Origin of the sequence: Flavobacterium sp. J27 (genome assembly GCF_004303025.1) — a bacterium.
Classification (GTDB): domain Bacteria; phylum Bacteroidota; class Bacteroidia; order Flavobacteriales; family Flavobacteriaceae; genus Flavobacterium.
The window spans coordinates 106,700-122,095 of the sequence record NZ_PJQW01000007.1 but is presented as its reverse complement, the minus strand read 5'-3'; the positions used below and the strand labels follow the sequence as shown (position 1 = coordinate 122,095).

Annotated in this window: 13 protein-coding genes; 11 read left to right on the top strand and 2 right to left on the bottom strand. The window is 30.5% G+C overall.

Annotated features, from left to right (window positions below; all coding sequences use genetic code 11):
• The first annotated feature begins 81 nt into the window (after nt 1–81).
• The 7 genes from gpmI (at nt 82) to CX675_RS11255 (ending at nt 8,112) form a co-directional block, all read left to right on the top strand.
• Complete coding sequence (gpmI, locus tag CX675_RS11285) at nt 82–1,599, top strand: 2,3-bisphosphoglycerate-independent phosphoglycerate mutase (protein ID WP_130735341.1); 1,518 nt, start codon at nt 82–84, stop codon at nt 1,597–1,599.
• Complete coding sequence (locus tag CX675_RS11280) at nt 1,600–2,322, top strand: phosphodiester glycosidase family protein (RefSeq protein WP_130735340.1); 723 nt, start codon at nt 1,600–1,602, stop codon at nt 2,320–2,322.
• Nucleotides 2,323–2,325: 3 nt separating this feature from the next.
• Nucleotides 2,326–2,907 carry a thioredoxin family protein gene (locus tag CX675_RS11275; RefSeq protein ID WP_130735339.1) on the top strand — a complete coding sequence of 194 codons (582 nt, stop codon included), beginning with the start codon at nt 2,326–2,328 and terminating at the stop codon, nt 2,905–2,907.
• 131 nt (nt 2,908–3,038) lie between these two features.
• On the top strand, nt 3,039–3,710 hold the full coding sequence (locus CX675_RS11270) for a TetR/AcrR family transcriptional regulator (RefSeq protein WP_130735338.1): 672 nt from the start codon (nt 3,039–3,041) through the stop codon (nt 3,708–3,710).
• Nucleotides 3,707–5,353 carry a peptidase domain-containing ABC transporter gene (locus tag CX675_RS11265; protein ID WP_130735337.1) on the top strand — a complete coding sequence of 549 codons (1,647 nt, stop codon included), beginning with the start codon at nt 3,707–3,709 and terminating at the stop codon, nt 5,351–5,353. The genes CX675_RS11270 and CX675_RS11265 overlap by 4 nt, the downstream gene beginning before the upstream one ends.
• Nucleotides 5,354–5,370: 17 nt before the next feature.
• A complete protein-coding gene (locus CX675_RS11260) occupies nt 5,371–6,723 on the top strand; it encodes an HlyD family secretion protein (protein ID WP_130735336.1) in 1,353 nt (450 codons plus the stop codon).
• Nucleotides 6,724–6,729: 6 nt separating this feature from the next.
• Nucleotides 6,730–8,112, top strand: coding sequence for a TolC family protein (locus CX675_RS11255; RefSeq protein WP_130735335.1), 1,383 nt, complete (start codon nt 6,730–6,732; stop codon nt 8,110–8,112).
• A gap of 53 nt (nt 8,113–8,165) precedes the next feature.
• Here the strand turns inward: CX675_RS11255 and CX675_RS11250 are convergent, their stop codons facing one another.
• Complete coding sequence (locus CX675_RS11250; protein WP_130735334.1) at nt 8,166–8,510, bottom strand: RNA-binding protein; 345 nt, start codon at nt 8,508–8,510, stop codon at nt 8,166–8,168.
• 114 nt (nt 8,511–8,624) lie between these two features.
• Nucleotides 8,625–9,899 carry an acetyl-CoA hydrolase/transferase family protein gene (locus tag CX675_RS11245; RefSeq protein WP_130735333.1) on the bottom strand — a complete coding sequence of 425 codons (1,275 nt, stop codon included), beginning with the start codon at nt 9,897–9,899 and terminating at the stop codon, nt 8,625–8,627.
• 144 nt (nt 9,900–10,043) lie between these two features.
• Between CX675_RS11245 and map the strand changes: the two genes are divergently transcribed.
• Genes map through CX675_RS11225 form a run of 4 tightly spaced genes read left to right on the top strand, consistent with a single transcriptional unit; the run spans nt 10,044 to nt 15,376 of the window.
• Nucleotides 10,044–10,862 carry a type I methionyl aminopeptidase gene (gene map, locus CX675_RS11240; RefSeq protein WP_130735332.1) on the top strand — a complete coding sequence of 273 codons (819 nt, stop codon included), beginning with the start codon at nt 10,044–10,046 and terminating at the stop codon, nt 10,860–10,862.
• 36 nt (nt 10,863–10,898) lie between these two features.
• Nucleotides 10,899–11,666 (top strand): DUF3667 domain-containing protein, encoded by a 768-nt coding sequence (locus CX675_RS11235; protein WP_130735331.1) that lies wholly within the window; start codon nt 10,899–10,901, stop codon nt 11,664–11,666.
• Nucleotides 11,667–11,671: 5 nt separating this feature from the next.
• The gene (locus CX675_RS11230; RefSeq protein ID WP_130735330.1) at nt 11,672–12,442 is read left to right on the top strand and encodes a class I SAM-dependent methyltransferase; all 771 of its coding nucleotides are present in this window, start codon (nt 11,672–11,674) and stop codon (nt 12,440–12,442) included.
• Nucleotides 12,443–12,448: 6 nt separating this feature from the next.
• Nucleotides 12,449–15,376, top strand: a complete 2,928-nt coding sequence (locus tag CX675_RS11225; RefSeq protein ID WP_130735329.1) for a DEAD/DEAH box helicase — start codon at nt 12,449–12,451, stop codon at nt 15,374–15,376.
• The last annotated feature ends 20 nt before the right edge of the window (nt 15,377–15,396 follow it).

The following is a 15,396-nucleotide window of genomic DNA, read 5'->3' as shown; positions in this document are numbered from 1 at the left end:
TCGCAATTTTCTTGACAAATTCAATCTTGTTTTTCCTTGCTGAATTTATCAAATACTTATATTTGTAGAAACACTTCAAAAATGAATAAGAAAGTAATCTTAATGATATTAGATGGTTGGGGAAAATCTCCTGACCCAAAAGTTTCTGCAATAGATAATGCTCACACCCCTTTTATAGATAGCTTATATACAAAATACCCAAATGCACAACTAAGAACTGATGGCTTAAATGTAGGTTTGCCAGAAGGTCAAATGGGAAATAGCGAAGTGGGTCATATGAACTTAGGCGCTGGAAGAATTGTCTATCAAGATTTAGCTAAAATAAATTTGGCTGTAGCCAATAAAACGATGCAGCAAGAAAAACCGTTAACAGAGGCTTTTGAATATGCAAAGAAAAATAACAAAGCGGTACATTTTTTAGGATTAGCTTCAGATGGAGGTGTTCATAGTCATACCTCACATCTAAGAGAATTAATTGATGTAGGTCAAAGTTTAGGCGTTCAAAATATGTTTGTTCATGCCTTTACAGATGGAAGAGATGTCGATCCTAAATCTGGAGTACAATATATCGAAAACCTAGAAAGCTATTTATCACATACTAATGCTAAATTAGCTTCAATAATAGGAAGATATTACGCTATGGATCGAGATAAAAGATGGGAAAGAGTAAAATTAGCCTATGACTTAATGGTAAATGGTCAAGGATCACCTTCTACGAATGCTACGCTTAGTATTTTAGATAGTTATACAAATAACATAACTGATGAGTTTATTCAGCCGATTCTAATGACCGATTCTAATGACCAACCTATAGCAACAATTAAAGAAGATGACGTTGTTATTTTCTTCAATTTTAGAACAGATAGAGGTCGCGAATTAACAGAAGCATTATCGCAACAAGATTTTCATGAACAAAACATGCACAAACTAAACTTGTATTATGTTACCATGACAAACTATGACGAAACCTATAAAAATGTACATGTAATATATGACAAAGACAACATTACAGAAACACTAGGGGAAGTTTTAGAAAAAGCGAACAAAAAACAAATTCGTATTGCCGAGACAGAAAAGTATCCTCATGTTACATTTTTCTTTTCGGGTGGTAGAGAAGAGCCTTTCGATGGAGAAAGTCGTATCCTTAAAAATTCTCCAAAAGTAGCCACATATGATTTGCAACCTGAAATGAGTGCTTATGAATTAAAAGACGCATTGATTCCAGAATTAAAAAAAGGATTGGTTGATTTTGTATGCCTAAACTTTGCTAATGGAGACATGGTAGGACATACTGGTGTTATGGAAGCGGCCATTAAAGCTTGTGAAGCTGTCGATATTTGCGTAAAAGAAGTGGTAGAAACAGCCTTACAAAATGGTTATACTACACTATTAATTGCAGATCATGGCAATTGTGAAACAATGATTAACCCAGATGGTACGCCAAATACTGCTCACACAACTAATCCAGTACCTCTTATTTTAATTGATAACGAATTAAAATCAATTCATGATGGTGTTTTAGGAGATATAGCGCCTACAATACTAGATTTAATGGGCATTCAGCAACCAGAAGCTATGAGTTGTAATTCCTTGTTGTAAATGAAAAAACCCTTTCTTTTATTATTCTTATTACTACTTTTTCTCAGTGGGTTTACTCTTCTCAAAAACACACAGAAAGAAGAACGGTTTGTTACTTATCGAGTAAACCCTAATAAAGAAGAGGTCATTTTTTATTGGAAAAATGAAGATAATTTAAATTTTGGAAGTATTAACAACTTAAAAAAGTGGTTATTTACAAAAAATAAGGAATTGATTTTTGCAACCAATGGTGGAATGTATACAAAAGACTTTTCTCCTCTTGGTTTGTTTGTTGAAAATTCCAAAATAAAAAAACCTTTAGATACTACAAGTGGAAAAGGTAATTTTTATTTAAAACCAAATGGTGTTTTTTATCTTACCAAACAAAATAAAGCTTATATTCATACAACTGAAAGCTTCAATTATTCTGAAAACATTAAGTATGCTACACAATCAGGCCCAATGCTTGTTGTAAACAATCAAATTCACAAAGCTTTTAACAAAGAATCTAAAAATTTAAACATTAGAAATGGTGTTGGCGTTTTAGAAAATGGTGAAATTGTTTTTGCTATGTCTAAAAAAGAAATTAATTTTTATGATTTTGCTTCTTACTTTAAACAATTAGGTTGTAAAAATGCCTTATATTTAGATGGTTTTGTATCACGAACCTATCTGCCTGATAAAGATTGGACACAAACCGATGGCAATTTTGGCGTTATAATAGCCGTTTCTAAAAACAAATAAATTATGAAAAAAATTAGCATTATCCTTTTACTTATAGTCTTGAATAGTTGTGCCCTTCATTCTAAAGGAGAAGAAGGAAAATCGAATCGCAATGACAAAAATAGTAGTCATACTGATGAATCTTCAGTAAAAGAAATAACAGAAGACGGCATTCTTGTGGGTAAAACTAAAAAGAAAGATCTACTACAAGAGCCTTTTAATGAATGGTTTGAAGCTGGATTTGCTGATTATCAACCTAACTCAGAACTCATTAATCAAATAAAGAAATTAAATATCGACTATACTATTACCATTTTTATGGGAACATGGTGTGAAGATAGTCAGAATCAAGTACCCAAATTCTATAAAATTTTAAAAGAACTTAACTTTTCTGAAGAAAAAACAACTCTAATTACCATGCTACGAGATAAAACAACCCCTGACCTATTTGAAAAAGGGTTAAAAATTACCAATGTTCCTACTTTTATTTTCTTCGAAAAAGGAAAGGAAGTAAACAGAATTGTTGAATCCCCAGTTGAAACTTTAGAGGCAGACATACTACAAATCTTATCTAAACAACCATACCGACATACGTATGCTGAATAAGTATCATTAAATAAACATACTAAAATGAATCCCGATTGTATCGGGATTTTTTGTTTACAATTCTAAAATAAAAGTTAAACTTTCATGCATTAATAGTATTACTATTATATTTGTAAGTATAAATTTCAACTATGGATAACTTACTGGCAAATTTAAACATTACAGTTAACGAAAACCTATATGTTAAAAACCCTGAAACCACAGATTTAGGAAAAAAAATTATAGAACATAGTATTTTATTAATACATGAAATTGGTTTTGAAGCTTTTACTTTTAAAAAATTAGGAGAAAAAATCCAATCCAATGAAAGTTCTATTTATAGGTATTTTGAAAGCAAACACAAATTATTATTGTATTTATCTTCATGGTATTGGTCTTGGATTGAATACAAACTCGCTTTTGCAACAACAAACATATCGGATCCAATAGAAAAATTATCCAATGCCATAATTGTTGTTACTGAAGAAATAAAAGATGACATTTCCACCAGACATATTAATGAGTCTATTTTAAACAAAATCATCATTTGTGAATTCACTAAAACATTTTTAACCAAAGAGGTAGACGAAGAAAACAAAAAAGGTTTTTTCTTGGTATACCAAAGTGTCGTAAATAGAATTATTACAATGATAGAAGAAGTAAACCCCAATTACAAGTATGCTAAAACATTAGCTTCTTCCATTGTGGAAGGTTCTTTACATCAACATTATTTAAAAGAACATTTCCAAAACATTACAAACCTATCAGAATCAAACTGTTTACCTGCTTTTTATATAGATTTAATTAAAAAAACATTGCTATGACACCTTTAGAAAGATTTAAAAATTTAATACTCATAGATAAACAAGATATTTATCAAATATTTTTGTATTCTATTTTTGGTGGGTTAATTAGTTTAACCTTACCTCTTGGAATTCAGTCTATTGTTAATTTTCTTCAAGCTGGAAAAGTTTCCACCTCTTGGGGAATTTTAGTTATTGTTGTGGTAATTGGGGTTATACTAGTAGGTGTATTTAAAATTATGCAATATCGAATTACCGAAAATTTACAACAAAAAATATTTGTACGTTCTTCTTTTGATTTTGCCTATCGCTTTCCTAAAATTAAATTCAATCAACTATACAATCAATATCCTCCAGAATTAGCCAACCGTTTTTTTGATACTTTATCAGTACAAAAAGGATTCTCAAAATTACTCTTAGATATTTCTACCGCTATGCTACAAATCTTTTTTGGAATGATATTGCTATCCTTATATCATCCTTTCTTTATTATTTTTGGAATTCTACTTTTAGGTCTACTATACATCATTTTTAAAGCAAATTTTAATGTAGGTCTTGAAACGAGTTTAAAAGAATCCAAGTTTAAATATAAGGTAGCGCATTGGATACAAGAAATTGCTAGGAATCATTTGAGTTTTAAAAATGAAAATCTTTTCGAGTTTTCTCTAAACAAAAACGATGTTTTGGTAAATGATTATTTGAATTATCGTGAAAAACATTTTAAAGTTCTAAAAAAACAATTCGTTCAATTAGTAGGTTTTAAAACTATTATTACTGCTGGTTTATTAATTATAGGTGGTATTTTAGTATTAAGCGAACAAATGAATATTGGTCAGTTTGTAGCCGCAGAAATCATCATCTTAACCATTATAACTGCAGTAGAAAAATTGTTTGGAGGTTTAGAATTATTCTATGATGTACTTACTTCTTTAGAAAAATTAGGTGCTGTGGCTGATTTGGAAATTGAAAAAGAGCACAATCCTCAAAACTTCTCCTTAGATAACGAAGGAATTACCCTAGAAGCAAAAAATATTTGTTATAAATATCCTGAATCGGAAACACCTACTTTAACCAATATTAATTTAACTATTAGACCAAAGGAAAGAGTAGTAATTAAAGGAGAAAATGGTTCTGGAAAAAGTACTCTAATCCGATTACTAGCAAAAATAGTTGAACCAAGCACAGGAACTTTATTTGTAAACAACATTAATATCGACAAAATAAACATAGGTAATTATAGAGCTAAAGTAGGACTAATTACACGTGATGATTCTACATTTGAAGGCACTATTTTAGACAATATTACCTGTCAAAATGAAAATCTAAAAATGAATGAGATTAATTATGTTTTGGAAAAAGTGGAATTAATTGATTTTATTAAATCATTACCTCTTGGTTTAGACACTCCTTTATTTCCAGAAGGAAAACAGATTAATGCATCTGTAGTACAAAAAATAATTTTAGCACGTTGCATTTTATCCAAACCAGAAATTCTATTATTAGAGGATCCTATTACCAAAATTGATACAAAACAATCGGAAAAAATCATTGCTTTTTTAATGGACAAAAAAAATCCTTGGACGGTAGTTGTTTCATCAACAAGTAATGATTGGGAGAAACTTGCTACACAAACAGTTGTTTTAGAAAATGGAAAAATTGTTTAACTCTAAATTTTACACAAATGCTTAATATCACAAAAAACAGAGTTGATAATTACATCGATTTATCAAAATATAAATCAAACAGTGTTTTTGCTGAAAACAAAGGCTATCTTTTTATTAAAAGAATTATAGGAGGAATGGCAATTTTAGTAGTCCTTTTCCTTTTCCTACCTTGGACACAAAATATTTCTGGTTCTGGATTTGTAACCACATTAAAACCAGACCAAAGACCACAAGACATTCATTCTGCCATTGCTGGAAGAATAGAAAAATGGTATGTGAATGAAGGCGACTTCGTAAAAAAAGGAGATACCATCTTGTTTATTTCTGAAATTAAAGAAAATTATTTGGATCCAAATCTAGTTGAAAATACGGGCAATCAAGTAACTGCTAAAGAAAATGCGGTTAATTCATACGCTAGTAAAGTAAAAGCTTTAGACTTACAATTAGGTGCAATCGAAAATGAAAAAAACTTAAAATACAAACAGGCACAAAACAAATTAAAACAATCCTATTTAAAAGCAACTAGCGATAGCATTGATTTACAAGCTATACAAACACAATTGAAAATTGCTGAAACACAATTTAATCGTGCCGTTAATTTGAACAAAGAAGGGCTAAAACCTTTAACTGATGTAGAAGAGAAAAAAGTAAAATTACAGGAAATGCAAGCTAAAATTATTACACAAGAAAATAAATATTTAGCAAGTCAAAATGAAATTTTAAATGCGACTATGGAGTTAAATCGAATTGCAGCAGAATATGCTGAAAAAAGTGCCAAAGCTAGTAGCGATAAACAAACAGCATTAAGCTCACAATATGACACTGAAGCACAAGTAAACAAGCTTAAAAACCAATATACAAATTACCAAATTCGAAACGGTTTATATTATATTACAGCACCTCAAGATGGTTACATCAATCGTGCCATTCAATCTGGGATAGGAGAAACTATAAAAGAAGGTGCTTCAATTGTAAGTATTATGCCTTCCAATTTTGAAATAGCAGTTGAAACCTATATCGACCCTGTTGATTTTCCATTGATTAATAAAGGAGAAAAAGTTAGAGTATGGTTTGATGGTTGGCCTACTATTGTTTTTAGTGGTTGGCCAGGTGTTTCTTATGGTACATTTGGAGGAGTTGTTGTGGCTAAAGAAAACTTCATTAGTCAAAATGGAAAATACCGTGTGTTAATTGCTCCAGATCCTAAGGATAAAAAATGGCCAGAACAATTAAGCATTGGTGCAGGAACTCAATCAATCGCTTTATTAGAAGATGTTCCTATTTGGTTTGAAATTTGGCGAACCCTAAACGGTTTTCCTCCCAATTTTTACCGACCAGAAAGTGCTAAAAACAAATCAGACCAAAAGTAATAGTATATGAAAAAAATCAATAGCCTTTTTTTATTACTATTTGGAACAATACTTTTTGGTCAAAGTCCTTCAAAAGAATTTACGTTTGAAGAGTTTCTTGGACATGTCAAAAAAAATCATCCATTAGTAAAACAAGCCGATTTAAAAATATCTGAAGCACAAGCAAAGTTATTAAAAGCCAGAGGTGGTTTTGATCCTAAAATAGAGGCAGATTACACTGAAAAGCAATATTCAGACAAAAACTACTATTCTATTTTTAACGGAAGCTTTAAAATTCCAACTTGGTATGGCATTGAAATTAAAGCCGCTTTTGACAACAATGAAGGTATTTATCTAAACCCAGAGAATACCGTTCCCAATGCTGGATTAACTTCTGTAGGAATTAGTATTCCTGTAGGTCAAGGCCTTTGGATAAACGAAAGAATGTCTGATTTAAGAAAAGCAAAATTGTATCAAAAATTAAATAAAGCCGAAAGAGATATAGCAACCACTGATGTAATATACGAAGCGGCTTTACGCTACATCAATTGGAAAAAAAGTTATAATGAAAGGGAACTTTATGCAACCTACCTTGAGAATGCTGAAATACGATATAAAGGTGTTATAAAATTAATTGAACAAGGAGACAAGGCTGGCATAGACAGTATTGAAACTGGTATAACCCTAAAAACAAGAAAATTAAATCTTGAAAATGCTCAGTTGAAATTAACTAAAAGTAAATTAGAGTTATCAAACTTTTTATGGACAGAAGAAGGAGTACCTTTAGAACTAGATGATTCATTATTTCCAGATACCAATTTAGAAAATACCATTTTAACCTCGCTGCAAATGGATGATTTTGCGGCGATAAATATGGTGGATCATCCAAAAATTAATGCTTTGGAATCGAAGATAGCTGTTTTGCATGTAGATAGAAAATTACAAGCTAATAGTTTGTTACCAAAATTAAATTTAAGTTATAACTATCTTTCAGAACCAAGTAATTTTGAAGATTATCGGTTTGAAGATTATAAAATAGGAATTCAATTTGCCTTTCCTTTATTTTTGAGAAAAGAAAGAGCCAATTTAAAATTAGCCAAACTTAAAATTCAAGATGCAGAATTTGGTTTGCTTTTTGAAAGAGAAAGTTTAAAGAACAAAATAACCTATCAAAAACAAGAAATTGAATCATTTAAGAGGCAAAGAGATTGGAACAAGCAATTAGTGCTAGACTACAACACAATGCTTAACGCTGAGGAACGCTTATTTCAGATGGGAGAAAGCTCTATTTTTTTAATTAACTCTAGAGAAAACAAAGTAGTGAGTACACAATTAGAAAATATAGCTCTTGAAAATGCCTTTTTAGCAGCAACACTAGGATTATTTAAAACCATTGCCAAACCAGAATAAATAAAAAATCCCGAAATATTTCGGGATTTTATCTTTTATAACACTACAGATAATTAGTAACGACCACCTCTATTGTTATCTCTGTTGGAAAAGTTTCCTCTTCCACCTCCACCATTTCCACTACGGTTGAAAGGTTTTCTTTCTCTTTCACCTTGTGGTTTTGGTTCAGATTTGTTTACAACGATAGTTCTGCCTTCAACAGTACCACCATTTAACTCATCGATAGCTTTTTGAGCTTCAGCGTCATTTGGCATTTCAACGAATCCAAATCCTTTACTTCTTCCAGTAAATTTATCAGAGATAATCTTAACTGAATCAACAGTTCCATACTCTTCAAAAAAACCTCTTAAATCTGCTTCCTCTATACTATAAGGAAGACTTCCTACAAAAATGTTCATAAATAGATATTATATTACAACAAATGTAGTATTTTAATGAATACAAAAGTGTTTTATTTCATTTATTTTCAAATATTTAGATAAATATTTTTTTTTAACCAACAAACTATTGAGTTACAAACTATTTACTAAATCAAAATAAGCCTTCTCAATCCTCTCTTGATGGGTAGGATGTGCAATTTTGACTAATTCATTCACCCTTTGTTTCAAAGACTTACCGTATAAATCAGCAATTCCGTTTTCTGTAATCACATAATGTATATGAGATCTAGTAGTAACTACTCCAGCTCCTTGTTTTAAATAAGGAACAATTCTACTGTCTCCATTTTTTGTAATTGAAGGCAAGGCTATAATAGCTTTTCCCCCTTCACTTAAAGAAGCTCCACGAATAAAATCCATTTGCCCTCCTACTCCTGAATACATTTTGGCTCCAATAGAATCGGCACATACTTGCCCAGTAACATCTACTTCAATAGCAGAATTAATTGCTACCATTCTTGGATTTTTGCGAATGCGAGCCGTATCGTTTACAATAGAAGATTCTTTCATTTCTATAAAAGGATTATCATGTACAAAGTCATATAAGCGTTTTGACCCAATTAAAAAAGTAGCTAAAGCTCTTCCTTGAAAAATACCTTTAGAATTACAATTAATTACACCTTTTTCAATTAAATCAATCACGCCATCAGAAAACATTTCAGTATGTAATCCTAAATTTTTATGATGAATTAATTTTGACAAAGCCGCATTAGGTATAGAACCGATGCCCATTTGTAAGGTACTTTTATCTTCAATTAACGATGCAATAAATGTTCCTATTTTTTCTTCTGCGGCTGTAAAAGGCGCTACATCATGAGCATATATTGGCAGATTTACTTCCACCAAACAATCAATTTTTGAAATATGAATAATTCCATCTCCAAAAGTTCTAGGCATATTTGGATTTACTTGTGCTATCACTTTTTTAGCATTTTCAATAGCTGCAATTGAGGCCTCAACAGAAACTCCTAACGAACAATATCCATGTAAATCGGGAGGTGAAACCTGAATAAAAACAACATCAAGTAATACTACCTTTTTTCTAAAAAGCAATGGCAATTCACTTAAAAAAACTGGAGTATAAGACCCATTTCCTGCTTTTAAAGTATGACGTACATTTTGACCAATAAAAAATGAATTTACGTGAAAACTTGCTGCTAATTCAGGATTTGCATAAGGAGCATCTCCTTCTGTATGTAAATGACAAATCTCAACATTTCTAAGTTCGGAAGCCCTTTCAGATAGTGCTTTCGTTAAAACCGTGGGAGTTGCTGCTGCTGCTTGTACATACACTCTATTTCCAGATTGCACCATTTTTACCGCTTCAGCTGCTGTTACAAACTTATTCATACCTTTTAATTTTATAGTGCAAAATTAACAACCAATATTCTTATAAAACATGATATTTCTCACCTTTTAATAGTAAAAAGGATTTCAAAATAAGTCTGAAAAATCATTTTAAATTGTATTTTTGTTTTTTGAATTAAATGGATTATGATTATTATAAAGACAAGAGAGGAAATTGAATTAATGCGTGAAAGCGCACTACTTGTTTCAAAAACTTTAGGATTAATAGCAAAGGAAATAAAACCTGGTGTTACTACATTATATCTTGATAAAATGGCAGAAGAATTTATTAGAGACCATGGTGCAGAACCTGCTTTTTTAGGCATGTATGGTTTCCCAAATTCGCTATGCATGAGTCCAAATACGCAAGTTGTACATGGTATACCAAATGAAACGCCTTTACAAGAAGGTGATATTATTTCTGTAGATTGTGGTGCCTATAAAAATGGTTTTTATGGTGATCATGCCTACACATTCGAAGTAGGTGAAGTAGATGTTGCAACCAAAAAATTACTTCAAGTAACCAAAGAATCTCTTTATGAAGGGATTCGTGCTACCAAAGTGGGTAATCGTGTGGAAGATATTGGATATACAATTCAACAATATTGTGAAAAACACGGTTATGGAGTAGTACGTGAATTATGTGGTCATGGTTTGGGGAGAAAAATGCACGAAGATCCAGAAGTACCTAATTATGGTAAACGTGGTAGAGGTAAAAAATTAGTAAACGGCATGGTCATTGCCATAGAGCCAATGATTAATATGGGAACCAAAAATATTATCCAACATAGAGATGGTTGGACAATAACCACAGCAGATGGAAAACCTAGTGCACATTTTGAACACGATGTAGCTATTGTAGATGGAAAACCAGAATTACTATCTACTTTTGCATACATTTATGAAGCATTAGGCATTGTAAGTAATGAAGAGGACGGACTAAGACAAAATGCATTCGTTTTATAATACTTAAAAAATCTATTTATTCCTAAAAAACAATTTATGAACTGTAAAACTTGTGATACATTATTAGATTCTAATGCCAAGTTTTGTTCTCATTGTGGAGCCAAAATTGTTCATGACCGACTCTCTTTCAAAGGAACTATGGAAGAATTTATAGGTCCATTTCTAAGTTGGGAAAACAATTTCTGGAGAACATTTGTTGGGTTGTTTAAAACACCTAAAGAAGTACTAGAAGCCTATATTCATGGTGCAAGAAAAAAGTATTTTCAACCTTTTTCTTATCTGATTTTATACACTACTATTGCCGTTCTTTTTTACAAATTGTTTCCCTTACCAGACATTTATGATTTTACAGCTAATTTTAGTGAAGGGGCAAAGGATCCGAATGTTCCACAAATAGACATGAAAAAGTTTTATAGTAATTTCTACAATTACTATAACTTTATTATTATATTAACGATTCCTTTATATTCCTTATTAACGTATCTTACTTTTAAACGAAAAGGAAATAATTTTTTTGAGCATTTAGTATTCAACTCTTATTTACAAACTAACATCGGTTATGTATCGATAGTTATACAAATCCTATTATTACATATTTTACATCAGCCATCACCTTTTTTTACCATTCAAATTTTATTTTCCGTTTGTTTTAGTGTTTATGCTTTTAAAAAACTTTATCTTTTAAGTACAAAACAAATTGTTATTGCAATTTTAAAATTTTGGGGCTTAGCATTATTAATGTATCTTATACTAACTATTATTATTGGAGGTTTCGTAGCAATTTCAATGCTTTTATCAAAATAAACGAAATGAAAAAAATTTTCAAATTTATCCTTAACACTATTCCCAGACCTATTCTTATTAGACTGAGTATCGTGGTAAGACCAATTATTGCTTTTGTTTTAAAAGGAAACAAATTTACAGATCCTATAGACGGAAAAAGTTTTTCTATGTTTCTTCCTTATGGATATGGCACACAAAGAAACAACGTACTTTCTCCTAGCACTTTGTCTTTAGAAAGACATCGTTTGCTTTGGTTATACCTTCAAAATGAAACCAATTTCTTTTCCTCTGAAGAAAAATTAGAAGTTTTACATTTTGCTCCAGAACAAGAATTTTACAAACGGTTTAAGAAGCAAAAAAATATTCATTACACCACTACCGACTTGCTTTCACCATTAGCAGATGTAAAAGCAGATATTTGCAATTTACCTTTTGAAGACAATCGATATGATGTTATTCTTTGCAATCACGTTTTGGAACATATCCCAGACGACACTAAAGCCATGCAAGAATTGTATCGTGTTTTAAAACCTGGCGGAATGGGTATTTTTCAAATTCCTCAAGATTTATCCAGAGCAACCACCTTTTCAGATGACAGTATAACAGATCCAAAGGAAAGAGCCAAAATATTTGGTCAATATGACCACGTAAGAGTTTATGGTCGCGATTACTTCGACAAATTAAGAAGCATTGGTTTTGAAGTAAAAGAAGTAAATTATACCCAAACACTTTCTAATGATTTAGTTGAAAAGTACTGTTTAGCTAAAGGAGAAATTATCCCTGTTTGCTTTAAATAATTAAATATGCCCACTTCAAAAGAGACAAATCATGCTTTAGTATTTGATTTATCTTACCATTCCATTTTAGAAACCTACATTCCTTCTGCTTATATTGTGGAGCAAAACGAAGGTGCCCTTTCCTATATTATTAAAATGGCAAATAGTAAGACTATTGCAGAATCTGAAATAGAATTAGATATTACCGAACAGCAATTATTAAGTATTTCTGATAAACTGACGACAAAACAATTACTATCAAAATATAAGATTAAAAATAAAGAAGCTAAAAGTTTGGAATTACTTTTAAGTGATTTAAAAGTAAAAAAATTAGTTTCTCATTTTATTGATTTTTCCATGGAACGCTTTTTTAAGCTTATTGCATCTACAGTAATTCCATTAAGCATCGATTTGAACAAAAAAGACGTTTTTAATAAGCAACAAGTGGTATTTGCTACAACAATACTAGAACCTAAATTCCATTTTTCTAAAACACCAGAAAATCTTATCTATCGCTTAACTTTATTAGATAATCAAAAAGAATTTTTTCCGTATAAACAAGAGGTAAAAATCGTAATGAACGAACCTTCATGGATTACTTTTAATAGAAAAATATATCATATTCAGCATATTAATGGAAATAAACTAAAACCTTTTTTACAAAAGAAAGAAGTTATTATTCCTAACAAAAACAGTATTGAATATTTTAATAAATTTATCAAGAATGTTATTAAGAAAGTGCCTATAGAAGCGGAAGGTTTTAATGTCATAAAGGACGTTTATTGTAAAGGTTGTATTATAAAACCTAGTTTATCTATAACACATAAAGTTTACCTTTTAGAAATACTTTTTGTTTATAACGATTACACTTTCTCTATAATTGACGAAAAAAACACACATATTAGTTTAAATTACAACGACGATAATGAATTTACTGTTCTACAAACAGTGCGAAATAAAAATCAAGAAGCTGAGATTATTAAAAATCTAGAAACAAACGGATTTTTATTTCTAAATTCCAAATTCGCTTCTTTTACAAATAACATAAATGAAGTTTCGGAATATTATAATATAACAGAACTGATTGCAAAACGAGAGACCATTGAAGATGAAAGCATAACTATCGATTGGGAAATAAATGGCAAGTTGATAAATACGCAACATTTCAAAATAGCGTCTCATTTTATTGAAAAAAAGGATTGGTTTGATATTGAAATGACGATTGAAATTGGAACTCATACCTTTCCATTCTCATCCATTATTCCTTATTTAAAAACAGGAAACCCTTATTATGAGTTACCCGATGAAAGCCTATTTATTATTCCTGATGCGTGGTTTAGTAAATACAAACCTTTGGCTGATTTTGGTAAACAACAAAATAATTTAATTCAAATTCAAAAAAACCAATTTACGCTTTTAGAAGAAACTGGGATTGCTAAGGAAAATAATTCGTTTAACAAAGAAATTATTCCTTATGAAACAACAGGTAACATTCAAGCTACCTTGAGAAATTATCAAAATGAAGGTGTTAATTGGTTAGTTAAAAACTACCAATTGGGTTTGGGTTCTTGTTTAGCAGACGATATGGGACTTGGGAAAACGATTCAATCTTTAGCCTATTTAGATTTTGTTTTTACTCGTTTTGAAGAAGATTTTTCAATAATTCCAGAAACTGAACCTTCCTTCGATTTATTTAGCAATGCTACTCAGCATAAAGAAAAGAAATTAAAAGCATTAGTAGTAGCACCTAGTTCGTTAACCTACAACTGGTTCAATGAAACCAAAAAATTTGCTCCACATTTTACGCGATTAAACTATACTGGTTTAGACCGAAAAATAAAACGAAAAAAGTTAGACAAAGTAGATTTGGTTTTTACCTCCTATGGTTTACTACTTAAAGACATTTCAATACTAAAGGCAATCCCATTTCATTTTTTAATTATAGATGAAAGTCAGCAAATAAAAAATAGAAATTCTAAGATTTACAAGGCTATTAATACCATAAATGCTACTCATAAAGTATCTTTAAGTGGAACTCCTATAGAAAATTCTTTAAGTGATTTATGGAGTCAGATGCAATTTATAAATCCGAATTTATTAAATAGTTTTACTTTTTTTGATTCTCATTTTAAAAAACCAATTGAAAAACAGCAAGACGCTCAAAAAGTTAAAGAGTTAAAATCTTTGATAAATCCTTATTTATTAAGGAGAACTAAAATGGAAGTCGCTCAGGATTTACCAGAAGTATCAGAGCAGTTATTTTATTCTGAGATGAGTGAATTACAAGCCAAATTATATGATAATGAAAAGTCTATTGTCAGAAATTATTTAATTGATAAAAAAATAAATGCCTTAGAAGCAAAACAAAATTCGAAAATTTCAATTTTAAATGCTTTATCGAGACTAAGACAATTAGCCAATCATCCTATTTTAATAGGTGAAGAAATGGAATCGGGCAAGTTTTCAGATGTGACAGCTTATTTAGAAACATTGGTACAAGCCCAACAAAAAACATTAATTTTTAGTTCATATACCTCACATTTAAAAATTTATACAGATTGGTGTGATAAAAAGAAACTAGATTACTGTCTTTTAACCGGAAATACTACATTAAAAGACAGAGAAAAGCAAGTGACTCAATTTCAGGAAAACAATTCAAAATTACTTTTCTTTATTTCTTTGAAAGCAGGAGGAACGGGTTTAAATTTAACAAAAGCTTCTTACGTCCTTCTTTTAGACCCTTGGTGGAATCCTTTTGCCGAATTACAAGCGATTGGGAGAGCTCATCGTATTGGTCAAAAGAACCAAGTAAATGTGGTTCGTTTTATTGCTAAAGATACTATTGAAGAAAAAATTAATCAATTACAACAAAGCAAAAAAGAGATTTCAGATTCTATTATTGAAAATACAATTCCAGAAGAAATTTTCGACAACATAAACTATATATTAACATAAAAAAACCCCACTTTTAGGCA

Excerpts from the sequence above, each read along its gene's own strand:
- CX675_RS11270 (WP_130735338.1), top strand. The coding sequence starts at position 3,039 with ATGGATAACTTACTGGCAAATTTAAACATTACAGTTAACGAAAACCTA.
- CX675_RS11230 (WP_130735330.1), top strand. The coding sequence starts at position 11,672 with ATGAAAAAAATTTTCAAATTTATCCTTAACACTATTCCCAGACCTATT.
- CX675_RS11265 (WP_130735337.1), top strand. The coding sequence starts at position 3,707 with ATGACACCTTTAGAAAGATTTAAAAATTTAATACTCATAGATAAACAA.
- CX675_RS11275 (WP_130735339.1), top strand. The coding sequence starts at position 2,326 with ATGAAAAAAATTAGCATTATCCTTTTACTTATAGTCTTGAATAGTTGT.
- map (WP_130735332.1), top strand. The coding sequence starts at position 10,044 with ATGATTATTATAAAGACAAGAGAGGAAATTGAATTAATGCGTGAAAGC.
- CX675_RS11225 (WP_130735329.1), top strand. The coding sequence starts at position 12,449 with ATGCCCACTTCAAAAGAGACAAATCATGCTTTAGTATTTGATTTATCT.
- CX675_RS11260 (WP_130735336.1), top strand. The coding sequence starts at position 5,371 with ATGCTTAATATCACAAAAAACAGAGTTGATAATTACATCGATTTATCA.
- CX675_RS11255 (WP_130735335.1), top strand. The coding sequence starts at position 6,730 with ATGAAAAAAATCAATAGCCTTTTTTTATTACTATTTGGAACAATACTT.
- gpmI (WP_130735341.1), top strand. The coding sequence starts at position 82 with ATGAATAAGAAAGTAATCTTAATGATATTAGATGGTTGGGGAAAATCT.
- CX675_RS11250 (WP_130735334.1), bottom strand. The coding sequence starts at position 8,510 with ATGAACATTTTTGTAGGAAGTCTTCCTTATAGTATAGAGGAAGCAGAT.
- CX675_RS11245 (WP_130735333.1), bottom strand. The coding sequence starts at position 9,899 with ATGAATAAGTTTGTAACAGCAGCTGAAGCGGTAAAAATGGTGCAATCT.
- CX675_RS11280 (WP_130735340.1), top strand. The coding sequence starts at position 1,600 with ATGAAAAAACCCTTTCTTTTATTATTCTTATTACTACTTTTTCTCAGT.
- CX675_RS11235 (WP_130735331.1), top strand. The coding sequence starts at position 10,899 with ATGAACTGTAAAACTTGTGATACATTATTAGATTCTAATGCCAAGTTT.